The organism is Paracoccus tibetensis (genome assembly GCF_900102505.1).
GTDB lineage: Bacteria > Pseudomonadota > Alphaproteobacteria > Rhodobacterales > Rhodobacteraceae > Paracoccus > Paracoccus tibetensis.
This window is the reverse complement of record NZ_FMVT01000008.1, coordinates 171164-190238: the sequence shown is the minus strand read 5'-3', so window position 1 is coordinate 190238 and position 19075 is coordinate 171164. Positions and strand designations below refer to the sequence as shown.

Sequence of the window (19075 nt, the reverse complement as noted above, 5' to 3'; positions counted from 1 at the left end):
TGAGCCATCACGCCCGCGTCAAGAGGCCGCAGCCTGCGCCCCTGGTGCCGCGCGAAGCGCCTCCAGCAGTGCGGCAATGTCCGGGGGCAGGGGGCTGTCGAAGGCCAGCGCCTCGCCGGTCACCGGGTGGACGAACCCCAGATGCGCCGCGTGAAGCGCCTGGCGGCCGAACGCCGCGACAGCCTCCGCCGCCGGCCCGAGCGCCCGCGCCGAGGCCCGGCGCGCCCCGCCATAGGTCTGGTCACCGATCAGCCCCAGCCCCGCATGGGCCATGTGGACGCGGATCTGGTGGGTGCGCCCCGTCTCGAGCCGGCATTCGACCAGCAGCGCGGACGGAGGGGCGCCGAAGCGTTCCAGCAGCCGCGCCCGCGTGACGGCATGACGGCCCTTGTCCACATGAACGGCCTGCTTCTGCCGGTCGGTAGGATGGCGCGCCAGCTGCGTCGCGATCCTGAGAACGCCGCCCGGCTCGAAGCTGGCGCCCGGCACGCCGCGCAGCCGCGGATCGGCCGGGTCGATGACGCCATGCGCTAGCGCCAGATAGCGGCGCTGCGCCGTATGCGCCTCGAACTGGGCCGCGAGGCCGTGATGGGCGCGGTCCGACTTGGCGACGACCAGGAGGCCAGAGGTGTCCTTGTCGATCCGGTGCACGATGCCCGGCCGTCGCTCGCCGCCGATGCCGGAAAGCGTGTCGCCGCAATACGCGAGCAGCGCATTGACCAGCGTGCCGGACGGGCTGCCGGGGGCAGGGTGGACCACCATGCCGGCGGGCTTGTCGATCACGATGAGGTCATCGTCCTCGTGCGCGATGACCAGCGGGATGTCCTCGGGCTGCGCCTCGACCGGCTCGGGCGCGGCCAGGGCGATGAGGTATTCCTCGCCCGCGCGCACCCGCGCCTTGCCGTCGCGCACCGCGCCCTGCGGGCCCTCGACGGCCCCCTCGGCGATCAGCCGGGCGAGGCGCGAGCGCGACAGCGCCGCTTCCTCTGGCACCGAGGCGGCCAGCGCCTTATCAAGCCGCTCGGGCGCATCGGCCGGGATCGTGACACGCAGGACGGAAGAGGGCGGGGATATGGGCAAGGACATGGGAGAGGACGATACCGACTGGAAGCGCGCGACGAAAGCGGTGCCGGAGCTTCGTCTGCTGAAAGCGCTGGTGACGGGACTGGCGCTTGTTATGGGGCTGGGGATGGTCGCGATCGTGGCGCTGCTGTGGATGCGGCTCGGCCAGCCGGTGCTGCCCGAACTGCCCGCCGCCATCGCGCTGCCCGAAGGGGCCGCGCCGGCCGCGATCACCTTCGCCCGCGACTGGACCGTGGTCGTGACCGAGGCGGGCGAGGTGCTGCTCTACGACCGCTCCGGCGCGCTGCACGGGCAGGTGAGCCCGGATCAGGCGCCCTGATCGCTCGCGGTCGCGGAGCCCGAGTCCTTGCCTTCCAGCGCAGCGATGCGCGTCTTCAGTTCCGCGTTCTCGGTCCGGGCCTTGATCGCCATCTCGCGAACGGCCTCGAACTCCTCGCGGGTGACGAAGTCGCGATCGGCCAGCCAGCGGTCGACCCAGCCCTTCATGGCGGTCTCGGCCTCGGTGCGGGCGCCCTGCGCCACGCCCATCGCGTTGGTCATCAGCTTCGAGATGTCGTCGAAGAAACGGTTCTGGGTGGTCATCTGCACAAGCCTTCCTCAATGGTTCCCGCCTATATGGGCCGCCCCGGCGCCGGCTTCAATCGGTTGACACCGCGCGACCTGCGGCTAGCGTGCGCGCGCAGATGTCAGAGGCCCCATGATCCCTTTCCCCGAGATCCGACCCGAGATTTTCACCATCGAGCTCGGCGGGCTGTCCCTCTCGCTGCGCTGGTATGCGCTGGCCTATATCGCGGGTCTGATCCTCGGCTGGCGGCTGATCGTGGCGATGATCCGCCGCCCGGCGCTCTGGGGCGACGGGGCGCCGACGCAGCCCGAGAAGGTGGACGATCTGCTGACCTGGGTTATCCTCGGGGTGATCCTGGGCGGGCGGCTCGGCTTCGTGCTGTTCTACGAGCCGGCCTTCTACCTCGCCAACCCGGCCGAGATCCTGAAGGTCTGGCAGGGCGGGATGAGCTTTCACGGCGGCTTTGCCGGGGTCATCGTCGCGACCTGGATCTGGTGCCGCCGGAACGGCGCCGCGCCCCTGCGCATCGCCGACGCGATGGCGGTGGTCGCGCCCATCGGCATCTTCTTCGGCCGCATCGCCAACTTCATCAATGCCGAGCTCTGGGGCCGTCCCACGGACCTGCCCTGGGGCGTGATCTTCCCCAGCGCGGCCGCGCAGGATTGCCCCGGCGTCATCGGCCCCTGCGCCCGCCACCCGAGCCAGCTTTACGAGGCGGGGCTCGAGGGCTTGCTGCTGGGCCTCATCCTCTGGGCGCTGGTGCGCGCGGGCGGGCTGCGGCGGCCGGGGCTGGCCTTCGGCACCTTCCTTGCGGGCTACGGCCTCGGGCGGATGTTCGTCGAGCTGTTCCGCGTTGCCGACGCGCAGTTCATCACGGCCGACAACCCGCTCGGCCATGTCATCGGCGGGCCGGCGATCGGGCTGACCATGGGCCAGCTGCTGTCGCTGCCGATGGTGCTGATCGGCCTCGCGCTGATCTGGCGGGCCCGCAGGCGTCCGCCCGTGCCCGCGGCCGCATGACGCCGCTGGCCCGGATCATCGCGGCGCGCATCCGCGCCTCGGGGCCAATGAGCCTGGCCGACTACATGCAGACCTGCCTGCTCGACAGCCGCCACGGCTATTATGCCACTCGCGATCCCTTCGGTGCACGGGGCGACTTCACCACCGCGCCCGAGATCCACCAGATGTTCGGGGAGCTTTGCGGCCTCGCGCTGGCGCAGGCCTGGATGGATCAAGGCCGGCCCGCGCCCTTCACCCTGGCAGAGCCGGGGCCGGGGCGGGGGACGCTGATGGCGGACATGCTGCGGGCGATCAAGGTTGCGCCCGGCATGTTTGAGGCGGCGGATGTGGTCCTGATCGAGGCCTCCCCGCATCTGCGCCAGGTGCAGCAGGAACGCCTCGGCGCGGTGAGGCATCTCGATACCGTCGAGCATCTGCCGAAGAAGCCGTTGTTCCTGATGGCGAACGAGTTCATCGACGCCCTTCCGATCCGGCAGTTCCAGATGACGCCCGAGGGTTGGCGCGAGCGTCTCGTGGGCCTCTCAGGGGACGGGGCGCTGGAACTGGGTCTGGGCGCCGTGGTCCCGCTGCCGCGCAAAGGCGCGCCCGGCGAGATCGTCGAGGATTGCGCCGCAGGTGTCGCTGTCGTCGAGGAAATCTCGCGGCGCATTGCCGCTCATGGCGGCGCTGCGATCTTCATCGACTACGGCACGTGGGACGGGCAGGGCGACAGCTTCCAGGCGCTGCGGAACCACCGTCCAGAGGACCCTCTGGCCCATCCAGGCGAGGCCGATCTGACCGCGCATGTCGATTTCGCGCCGCTGGCCGCCGCGGCGCTGCGGGCGGGGGCGATGCCGTCGCGACTGGTCACGCAAGGCGAGTGGCTCTTGAGCCTTGGCGCCGAGGCGCGGGCGCGGCGGCTGGCCGAGGCGGGCGATGAGGGCGCAATGACGGCGCTAGCGCGCTTGACCGGGCCTTCGGAAATGGGTCACCTGTTCAAGGCCCTTGCCATCTGGCCGAGGGGGGCGCCGCCCGTCCCCGGCTTCCAGCCGCTGGAGCGACATGCAGACCACGCTTGAGATCCTGACCCATCCGCTGCTGGACGACACCCGCCACGGGTTCTTCACCCGCAAAGGGGGCGCGTCCTCGGGCCTCTTCGCCGGGCTGAACTGCGGCCGCCGCTCCACGGATCAGCAGGACATGGTCCAGGTCAACCGCGCCCGCGTGGCCGAGGCGATGGGCGTGCCGCAGACCCATCTGGCGACGGTCAAGCAGGTCCATTCGCCCGATGTGGTGACGCTGGACGACACGGCCGATCTTGCCGCCGTGCGCGAGGTGCAGGCCGACGGTCTGGTGACTGCGCGGCGCGACGTGGCCATCGCGGTGCTGACGGCCGACTGCCAGCCGATCCTGCTGGCGGATGCCGCGGCGGGTGTGGTCGGCGCCTGCCATGCCGGCTGGCGCGGCGCCCTTGGCGGGGTGATCGAGGAGACCGTCGCCGCGATGCGCGCGCTTGGCGCAAGTCAGATCCGGGCGGTGATCGGCCCGACGATCAGCCAGCGCAATTACGAGGTGGGCGAGGATTTCATGGACGAGTTCCTCCTCGAGGACCCGGACCACGCCCGCTTCTTCAGCGGCGGCCCGAACGGGCGGCCGATGTTCGACCTGCCCGGCTTCGGGCTGTCCCGACTGCGGGCGGCAGAGGTGGATGCGGAGTGGTGCGGCCATTGCACCTATGCCGATCCCGAGCGGTTCTTCAGCTACCGCCGCGCGACGCATGAGAAGCAGGCCGATTACGGCCGCCTGATCTCGGCCATCCGGCTCTAGCCGGCCTCGCGCACCCGCTCCTCGACGACCTCGAAGGGCACGGCGGGCTCAGTCTTGGAGGCGCGGATGACCAGCGAGGTCTTCACGCTCGCCACATTGGGCGCGGCGGTCAGGCTGGAGGTCAGGAAGCGCTGGAAGGTCGAAAGGTCCGGCGCGACGCATTTCAGGATGAAGTCGATCTCGCCGTTCAGCATGTGGCACTCGCGCACCAGCGGCCAAACCTGCACCTGCGCCTCGAACGCCGCCAGGTCGCGCTCGGACTGGGCGATCAGGCGGACCATGGCGAAGACCTGCACCTCGAAGCCCAGCTCGCGCGCGTCGATCCGGGCGTGATAGCCGCGGATGTAGCCCAGCTCCTCCAGCACCCGGACGCGGCGCAGGCAGGGCGGGGCCGAGATGCCGACCCGCCGCGCCAGCTCGACATTGGTCATGCGCCCGTCGGCCTGAAGTTCGGCCAGGATCTTGCGGTCGATGTCGTCGAGTTTGGCGCCGGCCATTGCGGGTCTTCTTCCTTGCTGGGGATCATCGGCTGACCGGAAACTACCCCGCCGCCTCGGCCCGCGCAATGATCTTGCGCGGCCGCGCCGCCACGTTGCAGTCCGGGCTGCGAGGCATTAGGTCATGCACAAACCGTGAATGGGGCGCAAGATGACCGACGCTGTGCATGTGAAACTTCTGATCATCGGCTCGGGGCCGGCGGGCTACACGGCGGCCGTCTATGCCTCGCGGGCGATGCTGGAGCCGATGCTGATCCAGGGGATGCAGCCCGGCGGGCAGCTGACCATCACCACCGAGGTCGAGAACTGGCCGGGCGAGACCGAGATCCAGGGCCCCGAGCTGATGGTGAAGATGGAAGAGCACGCGCGCGCGATGGGCGCCAACATCGTGACCGACATGGTCACGACGCTGGACCTGCAGAAGCGCCCCTTCACCGCGACCTGCGACAGCGGGCGGGTGGTGACGGCGGATGCGGTGATCCTGGCGACGGGGGCGCAGGCGCGCTGGCTGGGCCTGCCGTCGGAGGAGAAGTTCAAGGGCTTCGGCGTCTCGGCCTGCGCGACCTGCGACGGCTTCTTCTATCGAGGCCGCGAGGTGCTGGTGATCGGCGGCGGCAACACTGCTGTGGAAGAGGCGCTGTTCCTGACGAAATTCGCCAGCAAGGTGACGCTGGTGCATCGCCGCGACAGCCTGCGGGCCGAGAAGATCCTTCAGAACCGCCTCATGTCGAACCCCAAGGTCGAGGTGATCTGGAACCACGAGCTGGCCGAGGTCGAGGGCGCCGACACGCCCATGGGCGTCACCGGCGCGGTCCTGCGCTCGATGCTGGACGGCTCGACCCGCCGGGTCGCGGCGGACGGCGTCTTCGTCGCCATCGGCCATGCGCCGGCCAGCGAGCTGGTCAAGGACCAGCTGGAACTGCACAATGGCGGCTATGTCAAGGTCGAGCCGGGCAGCACCCGCACCTCGATCCCCGGCGTCTTCGCGGCGGGCGATTTGACGGATCACGTCTACCGGCAGGCGGTGACCAGCGCCGGCATGGGCTGCATGGCGGCGCTGGACGCCGAACATTACTTGGCCGCGATGGGCGAGGCCGAGCCGCAGACCGAGAAGCTGGTCGCGGCGATCTACTGACACTTCGCCGCAAATGCGCGGCAAGCCGAGCTTGATCGGGACATGCGGCCGGGCCTAGCCTTGCCGCATGATCCAGAGCCCTCCCATCACCTCCGACACGGACGCGTTCGCGCCGATCCTGATCCTGCCGGGCGTCTTCCCGCCCGAGCTGTGCCGGACGCTGATCGACATCTACGACCGCGAGGGTGGCGAGCGGTCCGGCTTCATGGTGAACGAGAACGGCCGCACCGTCGGCAAGCACGATCCGCGCCACAAGAGCCGCCGCGACGTAATGATCGAGGAGCGCAGCCTTGTCGGCGCCATCCAGCAGCGGATCATCGACCGTGTCGTGCCCGCGATCCAGCGCGCTCATGCTTTCCACGTCACGCGGATGGAGCGCTATCTCGTCGCCTGTTACGATGCCGAGGAAGGCGGTCACTTCCGCGCTCATCGCGACAACACGACGCCGGGTACCGCCCATCGCCGCTTCGCCCTGTCGGTGCCGCTGAACGATGATTTCGAAGGGGGCGGACTGACCTTCCCCGAGTTCGGCGCGCGGCGCTATCGCGCGCCGGCCGGGGCAGGGATCGTCTTTTCCTGCAGCCTGCTGCACCAGGTCGACCCGGTGACGGCGGGGCGGCGCTTCGTCTTCCTGCCCTTCCTCTATGACGAGGCTGCCGCACGGACGCGGCAGCCCCTGTCGCCTGCAACGGATCAGTAGCGCGTCCGCGACCGCTCGCGCGAGGGGCCTTCGCCCGCGTGATCCAAAGCGCCCGAGGGGGCGGTGTTGCGTTCGGTGGCGGCCATGCCGGCCTTGCCGGAACTCGCATCGGGATCGGCGGGATGCAGCGGCGCCCCGTCCTCCATCATCGGGTTCTGCGACCGCCCCGCCTCGGCCATGGCCTGCGCCTTGCGCGCCAAGTCAGCCTGCGTCTCGCCGCCTTCGGCTTCGGCCTCCGCACCGCCGGCACGGCGATCGCGTTCGGCCATGGCGCGGTCCAGCGCCTCGCCGAGGTAGTCGTGCTTGCTCATCGTCCCCTCGTTCCCGCCCGCGGCGCTGGCGCCGGCCGGCTCGGCCTTGCCGCGGGCCTCGCGGCGCTGACGGTCGGCGATGTCGCGGGCGCGGTTGCGCCGCTCGCGCAGGAGCGAGACGAGATCGCCAAGCTCGCGATCGGAAAGACCTTGCAGCGCCGGGTTGCGGGCCTGATCGGCAAGCTCCTGCTCGTCGCGGCTCAGCGCGCGCTGCTCGTCGGGGGTGGCGGGCTCATGGGCTTGCGATTGCTGGGTCATGGTCAGACCTCCTTCGTTCTCGTTTGCTGTCGTGACCCAACGGTGACCGCTTGCCGGGGTTCCAGCGATGCGCCGCCACAGACCGGCGGAAAAAAGCGGCGGAGGCGTTTTCCCAAGGTTGAATATCGCTTTCACTCTCGCTAAAGGCGTGCTCAAGCGCAGCTTGCCTGCGTCCCGATCCGCGCCCGCAACCTTCAGAGCCCAGCCATGACACAGTCGAACCATCTGCCGATTCCCGAACTTTACGTCTCGCCCGAGGCAGCCCTGGCGCTGAAGGACGAAGCCGGCGCGATGCCCAGCTGGGACTTGACCCCGCGTCAGATCTGCGACCTGGAGCTGCTGATGAATGGCGGCTTCAGCCCGCTCAAGGGCTTCCTGACCGAGGCGGATTACGACGGCGTCGTCGAGAACATGCGCCTTTCCTCGGGCGCGCTCTGGCCGATGCCGATCACGCTCGATGTCTCCGAGAAGTTCTCCGAGGGGCTGGAGCCGGGCACCGACATCGCCCTGCGCGACCAGGAGGGCGTGATCCTGGCGATCATGTCGGTCACCGACAAATGGCTGCCGAACAAGGCCCGCGAGGCCGAGAAGGTCTTCGGCGCCGACGATCTGGCCCATCCGGCCGTGAACTACCTGCACAACACCGCCGGCCCGGTCTATCTGGGCGGCCCGATCAAGGGCCTGCAAGCGCCGACGCATTACGATTTCCGCGCCCGCCGGAACACGCCGAACGAGCTGCGGGCGATGTTCAAGAAGCTGAACTGGCAGCGCGTGGTGGTCTTCCAGACCCGGAACCCGCTGCACCGCGCCCATCAGGAGCTGACCTTCCGCGCCGCCCGCGAGGCGCAGGCCAACCTGATGATCCACCCGGTCGTCGGCATGACGAAGCCGGGCGACGTGGACCATTTCACCCGCGTGCGCTGCTACGAGGCGGTGCTGGACAAGTACCCGGCCGCGACCACGACGCTATCGCTCCTGAACCTCGCCATGCGCATGGCCGGCCCGCGCGAGGCCGTCTGGCACGGGCTGATCCGCAAGAACCACGGCGCCACGCACTTCATCGTCGGCCGTGACCATGCCGGCCCCGGCAAGAACAGCGCGGGCGTCGACTTCTACGGCCCCTATGACGCGCAGGAGCTGTTCAAGCAGCACGAGGCCGAGATCGGCGTCGAGATGGTGGACTTCAAGCACATGGTCTATGTGCAAGAAAAAGCCAGCTATTACCCCGCCAACGAGATCCCGGAAGGCTCCACCGTCCTCGACATCAGCGGCACCGAGCTGCGCCGCCGGCTGCGCGAGGGGCTGGACATCCCCGAATGGTTCAGCTTCCCCGAGGTGGTGACGCAGCTGCGCCGCACCTCGCCGCCGCGCGCGAACCAGGGCTTCACGGTCTTCTTCACGGGCCTCTCGGGCTCGGGCAAGTCCACCGTCGCCAACGCGCTGATGGTCAAGCTGATGGAGATGGGCGGACGCCCGGTCACGCTGCTGGACGGCGACGTGGTCCGCAAGCACCTGTCGTCGGAGCTGGGCTTCTCGAAAGAGCACCGCGACATCAACATCAAGCGGATCGGCTATGTCGCGTCCGAGATCACCAAGAACGGCGGCATCGCGATCTGTGCGCCCATCGCGCCCTATACCGCGACCCGCCGCGCCGTGCGCGAGATGATCGAGGCCGGCGGCGCCTTCGTCGAGGTCCATGTCGCGACCCCGCTGGAGGAATGCGAGCGCCGCGACCGCAAGGGTCTCTACAAGCTGGCACGCGAGGGCAAGATCAAGGAGTTCACCGGCATCTCGGACCCCTACGAGGCGCCAACCAGCCCCGAGCTGCGGATAGACACCACCGACATCGACGTGGACAGCGCCGCCCATCAGGTGCTGCTGAAGCTGGAAAGCATGGGGCTGATCGGCCTCTCCTGATCCTGACGGGCGGCCGCTGCGGCTGCCCATTTTCACTGAGGCGCAATGGACTGGCGATCTTCCCTCGAAATCATCGATCTCGCGTCAGGGCAGGTCCGCATCGTCCTGCGCACGCCCATGCTGATCGAGGCGCCGAACTGGCACCCCGAGGGCTGGTTCCTGGTGAACGGCGAAGGCCGGCTCTGGCGGGCAAGCGAGGGCATGCTCGAGCCGATCGTCACCGGTCATGACGAGCGCTGCAACAACGATCACGGTTTCCTGCCGGACGGGCGGATCATCTATTCGGCGCATGACGCGCAGGGTTCTGGCATCCATGTCTGGAACGGCGCCCGCGTCACGACCCTTCCGCTGGAACGACCGAGCTGGTGGCACGCGGCACAGGACGAGCGCATCGCCTATGCCTGCGCCCGCGGCGACCGGACGGTGCGCATCGCCACGTCCCGCCCCGACGGCAGCGACGAGACGGTGCTGACGCCCGCCGCCGCCCATCACGACGGACCGGATTTCTCTCCCTGCGGGACCTGGATCTGGTTCAACTCTGACGAGACCGGCCACGCGCAGATCTGGCGGATGCGCCCGGATGGCAGCGAGGCGGCCCCGGTCTTCCGCGACGGAAACGTCAACTGGTTCCCGCATCCCTCGCCCTGCGGCCGGCACGTCCTCTATCTGGCCTATCCGCCGGGGACGGAGGGCCATCCGCGCGATCTGAACGTCTCGCTCTGGCTGATGGCGCCGGACGGGTCCGGGCGGCGCAAGCTGCTGGACCTCTTCGGGGGGCAGGGCACGATCAACGTGCCCTGCTGGTCGCCGGACGGCGAAGCCTTCGCCTTCATGCGCTACGCGCCCGGGGCGACGGAAGGCTAGTGGACGCTGACCGGCGTCAGCGCGTTCTGGCGGGCCAGCACGAAGGCCAGCGAGCGCTCGCGCACCAGCGCCAGCCGTTCGCCATCCGTGTCGTGGACGGCATAGAGCACGTTGACCCCCGGCAGCTGGCGCCGGATCTCCTGCGGCAAGGTCTCGGTCGCGACCTCGCGGATGTAGACGGTGCGGGCGTCTTGCCCCTCGGGGAAGTTGTACGGACTGTCCATGACTGACCCCCTTTACCTGCGGCTGATGGGAACGGTCTGCACGACCTGCTGCGGCTGAACGCGGCGAAGCTCCACATGGAGCAGGCCGTTCTCGAGCGCGGCGGCCTCGACCTCGACCCCGTCGGCCAGCACGAAGCTGCGCTGGAAGGCCCGCGCCGCGATGCCCCGGTGCAGGAACACCCGCTCGGCCTCGCTGTCGGCGGTGCGGCCGCGGATGACCAGCTGCCGGTCCTCGGTCGTGACGCTCAGGTCGTCCTCGCTGAAGCCGGCGACGGCCAGCGTGATGCGAAACCCGTCCGGGGCGATATGTTCGATGTTGTAGGGCGGAAAGCCCTCGGCGCCCTTGGCGGCGCGTTCAGCAAGGCGTTCCAGCTGGTCGAAGCCCAGCAGGTAGGGATGCGATCCCAAGGAAATCTTCGTCATGTCAGCCCGTTCCCGTTGAAGCGACTGTCGCGCCGGCCCCGCGATCGGCAACCGGCTGACCTTGGATATGGTCGGGGCCGGGCGGCTTTGCAAGCCTGCCCCGGCGTCGCGCCCGGCCTTCAGCTTCTTCTGCCGAAGTTGTTGCATCCTCAGGATTAACAGGCGGCATTCGGTGCGCTATAATGACGCGAGACGGCATCCCAACAGGGCTCTCCGATGAACATGCAGCACAACATGAACCACGAGGACATCCTCCGCGCGAAGCTGGAGGGACTGCGCTGCGAGCATCGCGATCTCGACGAGGCGATCGCGGCGCTCCAGGCGCAGCAACTGACGTCCACGCTCGCGCTCCAGCGACTGAAGAAGCAGAAGCTGATGCTGAAGGACCAGATCGCCCGGATCGAGGACGAGCTTCTGCCCGACATCATCGCCTGATTGCGGGCCTCCGCGCCGCGCGCTATGCGAAGCGCGAGCGAACGGCACGGGGGCGCGCGATGGACGTAGCGGTGGGAATCATCATGGGCAGCCAGTCCGACTGGCCGACCATGCGCGAGGCGGCGGTCATCCTGGACGAGCTGGGCATCCGTTACGAGTCGAAGATCGTCAGCGCCCATCGCACCCCCGACCGGCTCTGGGAGTATGGCAAGTCCGCCGCCGGGCGCGGGCTGAAGGTGATCATCGCCGGGGCAGGGGGCGCGGCCCATCTTCCGGGGATGATGGCGTCGAAGACGCGGGTGCCGGTGATCGGCGTGCCGGTGCAGACGCGGGCGCTGTCGGGCGTCGACTCGCTCTATTCCATCGTGCAGATGCCCAAGGGCTACCCGGTCGCCACCATGGCCATCGGCGCGGCGGGCGCGGCCAATGCCGGGCTGATGGCGGCCGGCATCCTGGGGCTGAGCGATCCGGCTCTGGCCGGGCGGCTTGACGCCTGGCGCGCGGCGCTCTCGGCCTCGATCCCCGAGGAGCCGCGCGATGAGTGAGGTCCGCACCATCGGCATCCTCGGCGGCGGCCAGCTCGGCCGCATGCTCTCGGTCGCGGCCTCCCGGCTCGGCATCCGCTGCCACATTTTTGAGCCGGGCGCTGCCCCGGCCGGCGATGTCGCCTGGCGCGTGACGCAGGCGCCTTACGAGGACGAAGACGCCCTGCGCGCCTTCGCCGAAAGCGTCGACGTCATCACCTACGAGTTCGAGAACGTCCCGACCACGGCCCTCGACCTGCTGGAGTCGATCCGCCCCATCCGCCCCGGCCGTCGCGCCCTGGCCGTCTCGCAGGACCGGCTGACGGAGAAGACCTTCCTGAACGAGATTGGCCTCGCCACCGCCCCCTTCGCCGACGTCCCCGACGAGGCGGCGCTGGAGGCTGCCATCGCCCGCATCGGCCGCCCTGCGATCCTGAAGACCCGCCGCATGGGCTATGACGGCAAGGGCCAGGTCCGCATCGGCGATGGCCCCGCGGATTGGACCGGCGCGCCGTCGGTGCTCGAGGGCTTCGTCGAGTTCACCGCCGAGATCAGCGTGATCATCGCCCGCGGCGCGGACGGGGCGGTGGCGGCCTTCGATCCGGGCCTCAACGTCCACGAGGGCGGCATCCTGCGGACGACGACGGTCCCCTGCGGCCTGCCCGGCCGGATGACGACCGACGCCGTCCTCATCGCCGCCCGCATCGCGAACGCGCTCGATTATGTCGGCGTCATGGGGGTGGAGCTTTTCGTGACCCCGCAGGGCCTTATCGTCAACGAGATCGCCCCGCGCGTGCACAATTCCGGCCACTGGACCCAGGCCGGCTGCGCCGTCGACCAGTTCGAGCAGCACATCCGGGCGGTCGCGGGCCTGCCGCTCGGCGACGGCAAGCGCCACGCGGATGTCGTGATGGAGAACCTGATCGGCGACGACCTGGACCGCGTCCCCGCGCTTCTGGCCGAGCCGCGCGTCCAGCTGCATCTTTATGGCAAGGGCGCGCCGCGTCCGGGCCGCAAGATGGGACACGCGAACCGGATCACCGGATGATCCGCCTCGCCGTTCGCGCCGCCATCCTCCACGAGGGCCGCGTCCTGGTGGTCAACGCCTATCCCGGCCAGCAGTCCGACCTCTGGTGCCTGCCCGGCGGCGGCGTGAACGCCCATCGCGCGCTTCCCGAGAACCTCGCCCGCGAGGTGGCCGAGGAAACCGGCCTCACCATCGAGGTCGGCGTCCCGTTCCTCGTCAACGAGTTCCACGACCCCGCCCGCCGCTTCCACCAGGTCGAGATCCACTTCCGCGCCAATCTCACCGGCGGTGACCTCACCCTGGCCGACCCGGAGGGCGTGGTGAATCGTGCCCGATGGGTCACGCAAGCGGAACTCCACGCCCTGCGCCACAAGCCGGACGGCCTTGCCGCCGCGATCTGGGACGGCGCAAGCGCGACTTATGACGCGCTCGAGACCATCTTCCCCTGAGCCCGGCCGCCGTCATCTTCTGTGCGGAAATATCCTCGGGGGGTGCGGGGAGCGAAGCGCCCCCGGCCACCGCGGGACGCAGTCACTCCGCCGCCATCTTTCCCGCGGTTTCCGAGCCGGCCTTCATCCGGAACCCGCGCTCGAGCTGATCGAAGGGCGCGACCGGGTAGTCGCCCGAGAAGCAGGCGTCGCAATATTGCGGGCAGGCGGCGTTGCGGCCCCCGGCTTCGCCGACCGCGCGGTAGAGGCCGTCCAGCGAGACGAAGGACAGGCTGTCAACGCCGATCCAATCGCGCATCTCCTCGGGCGTCATGTTGGCGGCCAGCAGCTTGTCGCGGTCGGGGGTGTCCACGCCGTAGAAGCAGGGCCAGGCCGTGGGCGGCGAGGCGATGCGGAAATGCACCTCGGCGGCGCCGGCGTCCAGGATCATGTCCTTGATCTTGCGGCTGGTGGTGCCGCGCACCACGCTGTCATCGACCAGCACCACGCGCTTGCCCGCGATCAGCGCGCGGTTGACGTTCAGCTTCAGCCGGACGCCCATGTTGCGGATCTGCTCGGAGGGCTCGATGAAGGTGCGGCCCATGTACTGGTTGCGGATGATCCCCATCCCGTAGGGGATGCCCGACTCCTGCGCGAAGCCGATCGCCGCGGGCGTGCCGCTATCAGGAACGGGGCAGACGAGGTCGGCCTCGACCGGGGCCTCGCGGGCCAGCTCCACGCCGATCTGGCGGCGCGTCTCGTAGACCGAGCGGCCGCCGATGATCGAATCGGGGCGCGAAAAATAGACATGCTCGAAGATGCAGAACCGGCCGGTGGACGGGCCGAAGGGGCGCGAGCTTTCGATCTGGCCCTTCGAGATGACGACCATCTCGCCCGCCTCGATCTCGCGCAGGAACTCGGCGCCGATGATGTCCAGCGCGCAGGTCTCGGAGGCGAGGACGAACCCTTCCTCGCCGACCTTGCCGAGGACCAGCGGGCGCACGCCCAAGGGGTCGCGTACCCCGATCAGCTTGGTGCGGGTCATCGCGATGACGCTGAAGGCGCCCTCGATGCGGCGCAGGGCGTCCTTCATCCGCTCGGGAATGTTGCGCTGGATTGAGCGCGCCATCAGATGGATGATGCACTCGCTGTCCGAGGAGGACTGGAAGATCGAGCCGCGCTCGATCAGCTCGCGGCGCAGGGCGGCGGCGTTGGTGATGTTGCCGTTATGGGCGATGGCGCAGCCGCCCATGTGGAACTCGCCGAAGAAGGGCTGCACGTCGCGGATCGCGGTGTTCGCCTTCGTGCCGGCGGTCGAGTAGCGGACATGGCCGATGGCCAGCGGGCCGGGCAGGGTGGCCATCACCTCGGGCTTGGTGAAGTTGTCGCGGACATAGCCGAAGCGGTGGGCGCTGTTGAAGCCGTGCTCGGGGTCATGAGCGACGATGCCGCCAGCCTCTTGCCCGCGGTGCTGCAGCGCATGGAGCCCGAGAGCCACGAAGTTCGACGCGTCGGCGACGCCGATGGCGCCGAAGATGCCGCATTCCTCGTGCAGACGGTCCGAATCGAACGGATGGGCCAGGAAAGGTTGCATCGGCGCGTCCTGATGGCTTGGGCTGTCGAGCGCTATGTAGTGCCCGCGACCCCCAAAGTCACGCCCTCCCGCGACGCGGCGGGACCCTTTTTCGTCATGCGACTGTCATGACGGCAGGCCCCGCGCGGGGTGGTTCAGTTGGCGGCGGGCGCGTCCGGCGCCGCAGCCGGAGTGCTGGTGGGCGAGACGGGGGCGCCGGTGGCGGCGCAGCCGCGGACCATCTGCTCGTAGCGGTTGACGATCCAGCCCGGCGCGTCGTCGGGGATGCTCTGGTCCATCTGGCCGCGCATCCGCTCGAAAACCTGGGCCGAGCGCGACTGCTCGACCATCGCGACCTGCTGGCTTGTCATCACCCGGTCATAGACGATGAAGGCGATGGCGACGAGCAGGATGCCGCGCGCCACGCCGAAGAGAAAGCCGATCCCCTGGTCCACGCCGCCAAGCGCCGAGCGCTGCACGACCGAGGAGAAGAGGGGAGTGATGATCGAGAAGATCACCAGCGCCAGCGCGAAGACGACGGCGAAGCCCGCGATGGTGCCCAGCTCGCAGCTGTCGCCAAGGAAGCGGTCGAGGCCGGGCAGCTGCGCGATCATCGGGCGCACGGTGGGCGCGAAGATGAAGGCCAGCACGGCCGCGGCCACCCAGCCCAGGATCGCCAGCGATTCGCGCACGAAGCCGCGCGACCAGGCGAGGATCGCGGAAAGGATGATGACGGCGGCCACCACCGCGTCGATGATCGTGAATCCGTCCATGGTGCCAGCCCCTCGCGCCGGTTGTCGTTGCTCGTCCGGCCTTGTCAGCCGGCGCCGAAGACCTCGCCCACGAAGCCGGTCAGGTCGGTGATGCGCCGCAGCGCCATGCCTCCGACCCCCTCCAGCTTCGTCGCCTCGGGCAGGATCACCTGTGTGAAACCAAGTTTCTGCGCCTCTTTCAACCGGTTTTCGGCCTGCGCCACCGGACGCAGCGCGCCCGACAGGCTGATCTCGCCGAAAAGCACCGCCTCGGGGGGCAGGGCGTTGTCCTCGCGCGCCGAAAGAAGCGCCCCGGCGATGGCGAGGTCGGCCGCGGGCTCGGCAACGCGCATCCCGCCGGCGACGTTCAGGAACACGTCGAGCCCGGCGAAGGGGATGCCGCAGCGCGCTTCCAGCACGGCGAGGATGGTGGAGACGCGGCCGCTGTCGAGCCCGACGACGGTGCGGCGGGGAGAGGCCAGCGTCGAGGGGGCGACCAGCGCCTGCACTTCGGTCAGGACAGGCCGCGTGCCCTCGATCCCCGCGAAGACGGCGCTGCCCGCGAAGGGCTGGCCGCGTTCGCTCAGAAACAGCGCCGAGGGGTTGCTGACCTCGGCAAGCCCCGCGCCGGTCATCTCGAAGACGCCGATCTCGCCCGAGGGGCCGAAGCGGTTCTTGACGCTGCGCAGGATGCGGAACTGGTGGCCGCGCTCGCCCTCGAAATAGAGCACCGTGTCGACCATGTGCTCGACCACGCGGGGCCCGGCGATCTGGCCGTCCTTGGTGACATGGCCGACCAGGATCACGGCGACGCCGCGCCGCTTGGCGAAGGTCACAAGCTCGTGGGCGGCGGCGCGCACCTGCGCCACGCTGCCGGGCGCGGCCTCGACCGTGTCGGACCAGAGCGTCTGGATCGAGTCGATCACCGCGACATCCGGCCGCTCGGCGTCCAGCGTCGTCAGGATGTCGCGCAGGTTCGTCTCGGCCCCGAGGCGCATCGGCGCGTCGCCGAGGCCGAGGCGCTGCGCGCGCATGCGGACCTGCGCGCTGGCTTCCTCGCCGCTGAAATAGATCGCGTTCAGGTCGCGCCGCGACAGGGCGGCCGCCGCCTGAAGAAGCAGCGTCGACTTGCCGATGCCGGGATCGCCCCCGACCAGCAGCGCCGATCCGGGCACGAGGCCGCCGCCCAGCACCCGGTCCAGCTCCTCCATGCCCGAGCGCGCGCGGGGCGGCGGCGGCTCGGAGGTGGAGAGGCCCGAGAGCGGCACGGCCCGGCCCTTGTGCGCGCCGAGCCCGCGGCCGGGGCCCTGGCTCAGCGGCGCCTCCTCGATGATCGTGTTCCAGGCGCCGCAGGCGTCGCAGCGGCCCGCCCATTTCTTGTGGGCGGCGCCGCAGGCGGTGCAGGTGAAGGCTGTGGTGGGTTTGGGCATCGCGTATCTGTGGCACCAGGCGGCGCGGGCGGCAAGATGGGTATTTGGCCAACGAAGAAGACCTCACGCGCTTGTCGGCTTGCACTTCGGGCGGCGCGGGTTAAGGGTCCGGCCTGACTTTCCAGAGGCTTGAACGATGGCCACACCCAGACCCTTCTCGCGGTTCGAGTTCCTGATCGCCTGGCGCTACCTGCGCGCGCGCCGTGCCGAGGGGGGCGTCAGCGTGATGACCTGGATCAGCCTCATCGGCATCGCCCTCGGGGTGATGGCGCTGATCGCGACGCTGGCCGTGCGCGCGGGCTTCCGCGCCGAGTTCGTGGACACGATCCTCGGGGCGAACGCCCACACGACGGTCTACATGGCCCCGCAGCGGATCGAGAACGAGTTCACAGACGACGTCTATGTGGTGCCCGGGCGGTTCTCTGACTACGAGGAGATCGCGGCGCGGCTGGCCGAGGTGCCGGGCGTCACCCGCACGGCGGCAGTCGTGAAGGGGCAGGTGATGGCCAGCGCCAACGACGCCTCGAACGTGGCCGAGGTCTTCGGGATCAGCCGCGCCGATCTGGAGGCGATGCCGCGGATCGTGGACCCTGCGACCTCCTATGGCGAGCTTGACCGCTTCGACGAGGGCATCGCCATCGGCGCCGGCATCGCGCGCGAGCTGGGCGTGGGCGTCGGCGACCGCATCCGGCTGATCGCGCCGGAAGGGGCGCGCACCGCCTTTGGCGTGACGCCGCGGGTCAATGCCTACGAGGTCACCTATGTCTTCAGCGCCGGGCGCTACGACATCGACCGCACCCGCATCTACATGCCGCTGGCCGAGGCGCAGTCCTATTTCAACCGCGAGGGGGTCGTGGACGAGATCGAGGTCTTCGTCACCGACCCCGAGCGGGTGGACGAATGGAGCTTCCCGCTGCTGGCCGTGGCGGGCGAGGGGGCGCAGGTCTGGAACTGGCGGGACGCCTCGGGCTCGTTCCTCGCCGCGCTCGACATGGAGGATGACGTGATGTTCGTGATCCTGTCGGTGCTGGTGCTGATCGCGTCGATGAACATCACCTCGGGCCTGATCATGCTGGTCAAGAACAAGGGCCGCGACATCGGCATCCTGCGCACCATGGGCCTGACCGAGGGCTCGGTGCTGCGGGTCTTCTTCCTTTGCGGGGCCTTCACCGGGATCATCGGTACGCTGGCCGGCGTGTTCCTAGGCGTCCTTCTGGCGCTGAACGTGGAGAACATCATGGCGGCGCTGAACGCGCTGACCGGGGGCGGGGCCTGGCAGCCCGAGGTGCGCGGCATCTACCGCCTGCCGGCCGAGCTGCGGGCCTATGACATCCTGCGCGCGGTGGGCCTGTCGCTGGCCCTTTCGTTCATCGTCACGATCTTCCCCGCGCGCCGCGCCGCGCGCATGAACCCGGTGGAGGCGCTGCGCTATGAGTGACGTGCTGCGGCTGGAGGCGATCTCGAAAACCTACGGCAAGGGCGGCCCGGCGCCCGTCGCGGTGCTGGACGGGCTGGACCTGACCGTCGCGCGGGGCGAGGTTGTGGCGCTGGTCGCGCCGTCGGGGGCGGGCAAGTCGACGCTTCTGCATATCGCGGGGCTCCTCGACACGCCGGATGGCGGCCGGGTGCTGGTGAACGGGCGCGACATGACCGGCCTGCCGGACCGCGCCCGGACCGAGGCGCGCCGGCGCGAGCTGGGCTTCGTCTACCAGTTCCACCACCTGCTGCCCGAGTTCAGCGCCGCCGAGAACATCGTGCTGCCGCAGCTGGCCGAGGGCGTCGCGCCGCGTGCGGCAGGGGCGCGGGCGGCCGAGCTTCTGGACCGCGTGGGCCTGTCGCACCGCGCCCATCATCGGCCCGCGCAGCTTTCGGGCGGCGAGCAGCAGCGGGTGGCCTTCTGCCGCGCGCTGGCCAACCAGCCGGCGCTTCTGCTGGCGGACGAGCCGACCGGGAACCTCGATCCCGCGACCTCGGACAGGGTCTTCGACATGCTGATGTCGCTGGTGCGGGACACCGGGCTGTCGGCGCTGATTGCCACGCATAATCATCAGCTTGCGGGCCGCATGGACCGGGTGATCCGGCTCGGCGCCGCCGGCTGAACTT

At 69.5% G+C, this 19075-nt stretch carries 23 protein-coding genes; 14 read left to right on the top strand and 9 right to left on the bottom strand.

The genetic code is table 11. The features are described from left to right. Positions 1-18 precede the first annotated feature (18 nt). A complete protein-coding gene (locus BLP73_RS12900) occupies positions 19-1080 on the bottom strand; it encodes an RluA family pseudouridine synthase (RefSeq protein WP_425415692.1) in 1062 nt (353 codons plus the stop codon). 4 nt (positions 1081-1084) lie between these two features. On the opposite strand from BLP73_RS12900, the gene BLP73_RS12895 reads away from it, so the two are divergent. Continuing rightward, complete coding sequence (locus BLP73_RS12895; protein ID WP_090745188.1) at positions 1085-1402, top strand: DUF6476 family protein; 318 nt, start codon at positions 1085-1087, stop codon at positions 1400-1402. On the opposite strand, the gene BLP73_RS12890 is transcribed toward BLP73_RS12895, so the two are convergent. Next, positions 1390-1665, bottom strand: coding sequence for an accessory factor UbiK family protein (locus BLP73_RS12890; RefSeq protein ID WP_090745185.1), 276 nt, complete (start codon positions 1663-1665; stop codon positions 1390-1392). The two genes, BLP73_RS12895 and BLP73_RS12890, sit on opposite strands and share 13 nt — an antisense overlap. Before the next feature lie 115 nt (positions 1666-1780). Between BLP73_RS12890 and lgt the strand changes: the two genes are divergently transcribed. Genes lgt through pgeF form a run of 3 tightly spaced genes read left to right on the top strand, consistent with a single transcriptional unit; the run spans position 1781 to position 4474 of the window. Further along, positions 1781-2668, top strand: coding sequence for a prolipoprotein diacylglyceryl transferase (gene lgt, locus BLP73_RS12885; protein WP_090745182.1), 888 nt, complete (start codon positions 1781-1783; stop codon positions 2666-2668). Continuing rightward, entirely contained in the window at positions 2665-3726 is a 1062-nt protein-coding gene (locus BLP73_RS12880) for a class I SAM-dependent methyltransferase (RefSeq protein WP_090745179.1), read from the top strand. Before lgt ends, BLP73_RS12880 begins: the two co-directional genes overlap by 4 nt. Continuing rightward, on the top strand, positions 3710-4474 hold the full coding sequence (pgeF, locus tag BLP73_RS12875; protein ID WP_090745177.1) for a peptidoglycan editing factor PgeF: 765 nt from the start codon (positions 3710-3712) through the stop codon (positions 4472-4474). Before BLP73_RS12880 ends, pgeF begins: the two co-directional genes overlap by 17 nt. Here the strand turns inward: pgeF and BLP73_RS12870 are convergent. After that, positions 4471-4971: an Lrp/AsnC family transcriptional regulator gene (locus tag BLP73_RS12870; protein ID WP_090745174.1), complete on the bottom strand. Its 501-nt coding sequence runs from the start codon at positions 4969-4971 to the stop codon at positions 4471-4473. The two genes, pgeF and BLP73_RS12870, sit on opposite strands and share 4 nt — an antisense overlap. A gap of 151 nt (positions 4972-5122) precedes the next feature. Here BLP73_RS12870 and trxB point away from each other — a divergent pair, with 151 nt between their 5' ends. After that, positions 5123-6106 (top strand): thioredoxin-disulfide reductase, encoded by a 984-nt coding sequence (trxB, locus tag BLP73_RS12865; protein WP_090745295.1) that lies wholly within the window; start codon positions 5123-5125, stop codon positions 6104-6106. Positions 6107-6173: 67 nt separating this feature from the next. Next, positions 6174-6806, top strand: coding sequence for a 2OG-Fe(II) oxygenase family protein (locus BLP73_RS12860; protein ID WP_090745170.1), 633 nt, complete (start codon positions 6174-6176; stop codon positions 6804-6806). Here the strand turns inward: BLP73_RS12860 and BLP73_RS12855 are convergent. Next, positions 6800-7375 carry a hypothetical protein gene (locus tag BLP73_RS12855; RefSeq protein ID WP_090745168.1) on the bottom strand — a complete coding sequence of 192 codons (576 nt, stop codon included), beginning with the start codon at positions 7373-7375 and terminating at the stop codon, positions 6800-6802. The two genes, BLP73_RS12860 and BLP73_RS12855, sit on opposite strands and share 7 nt — an antisense overlap. Before the next feature lie 207 nt (positions 7376-7582). Here BLP73_RS12855 and BLP73_RS12850 point away from each other — a divergent pair, with 207 nt between their 5' ends. Both BLP73_RS12850 and BLP73_RS12845 read left to right on the top strand, forming a co-directional pair. After that, on the top strand, positions 7583-9292 hold the full coding sequence (locus tag BLP73_RS12850; protein WP_090745165.1) for a bifunctional sulfate adenylyltransferase/adenylylsulfate kinase: 1710 nt from the start codon (positions 7583-7585) through the stop codon (positions 9290-9292). 45 nt (positions 9293-9337) lie between these two features. Further along, positions 9338-10156: a TolB family protein gene (locus BLP73_RS12845; protein ID WP_090745161.1), complete on the top strand. Its 819-nt coding sequence runs from the start codon at positions 9338-9340 to the stop codon at positions 10154-10156. Here BLP73_RS12845 and BLP73_RS12840 read toward each other — a convergent pair. After that, positions 10153-10380 (bottom strand): DUF1150 family protein, encoded by a 228-nt coding sequence (locus BLP73_RS12840; protein ID WP_090745158.1) that lies wholly within the window; start codon positions 10378-10380, stop codon positions 10153-10155. The genes BLP73_RS12845 and BLP73_RS12840 overlap by 4 nt on opposite strands. A 12-nt stretch (positions 10381-10392) precedes the next feature. Then, positions 10393-10803, bottom strand: a complete 411-nt coding sequence (locus BLP73_RS12835) for an Hsp20 family protein (protein ID WP_090745155.1) — start codon at positions 10801-10803, stop codon at positions 10393-10395. 216 nt (positions 10804-11019) lie between these two features. Here BLP73_RS12835 and BLP73_RS12830 point away from each other — a divergent pair, with 216 nt between their 5' ends. Genes BLP73_RS12830 through BLP73_RS12815 form a run of 4 tightly spaced genes read left to right on the top strand, consistent with a single transcriptional unit; the run spans position 11020 to position 13238 of the window. Next, entirely contained in the window at positions 11020-11238 is a 219-nt protein-coding gene (locus BLP73_RS12830) for a YdcH family protein (RefSeq protein ID WP_090745152.1), read from the top strand. A gap of 59 nt (positions 11239-11297) precedes the next feature. Beyond that, on the top strand, positions 11298-11783 hold the full coding sequence (purE, locus tag BLP73_RS12825; RefSeq protein WP_090745149.1) for a 5-(carboxyamino)imidazole ribonucleotide mutase: 486 nt from the start codon (positions 11298-11300) through the stop codon (positions 11781-11783). Continuing rightward, positions 11776-12810, top strand: coding sequence for a 5-(carboxyamino)imidazole ribonucleotide synthase (locus BLP73_RS12820; RefSeq protein ID WP_090745146.1), 1035 nt, complete (start codon positions 11776-11778; stop codon positions 12808-12810). The genes purE and BLP73_RS12820 overlap by 8 nt, the downstream gene beginning before the upstream one ends. After that, entirely contained in the window at positions 12807-13238 is a 432-nt protein-coding gene (locus tag BLP73_RS12815; protein WP_090745144.1) for an NUDIX domain-containing protein, read from the top strand. Before BLP73_RS12820 ends, BLP73_RS12815 begins: the two co-directional genes overlap by 4 nt. Before the next feature lie 82 nt (positions 13239-13320). Here the strand turns inward: BLP73_RS12815 and purF are convergent, their stop codons facing one another. The 3 genes from purF to radA form a co-directional block, all read right to left on the bottom strand. Then, positions 13321-14811: an amidophosphoribosyltransferase gene (purF, locus tag BLP73_RS12810; protein ID WP_090745141.1), complete on the bottom strand. Its 1491-nt coding sequence runs from the start codon at positions 14809-14811 to the stop codon at positions 13321-13323. Between the two features lie 134 nt (positions 14812-14945). Next, positions 14946-15563, bottom strand: coding sequence for a CvpA family protein (locus tag BLP73_RS12805; RefSeq protein WP_090745138.1), 618 nt, complete (start codon positions 15561-15563; stop codon positions 14946-14948). Positions 15564-15607: 44 nt separating this feature from the next. Continuing rightward, complete coding sequence (gene radA / locus BLP73_RS12800) at positions 15608-16972, bottom strand: DNA repair protein RadA (RefSeq protein WP_090745136.1); 1365 nt, start codon at positions 16970-16972, stop codon at positions 15608-15610. Between the two features lie 136 nt (positions 16973-17108). Here radA and BLP73_RS12795 point away from each other — a divergent pair, with 136 nt between their 5' ends. Further along, positions 17109-18410, top strand: a complete 1302-nt coding sequence (locus BLP73_RS12795) for a lipoprotein-releasing ABC transporter permease subunit (protein WP_090745132.1) — start codon at positions 17109-17111, stop codon at positions 18408-18410. Beyond that, positions 18403-19071, top strand: coding sequence for an ABC transporter ATP-binding protein (locus BLP73_RS12790; protein ID WP_090745129.1), 669 nt, complete (start codon positions 18403-18405; stop codon positions 19069-19071). The genes BLP73_RS12795 and BLP73_RS12790 overlap by 8 nt, the downstream gene beginning before the upstream one ends. Positions 19072-19075 lie beyond the last annotated feature (4 nt).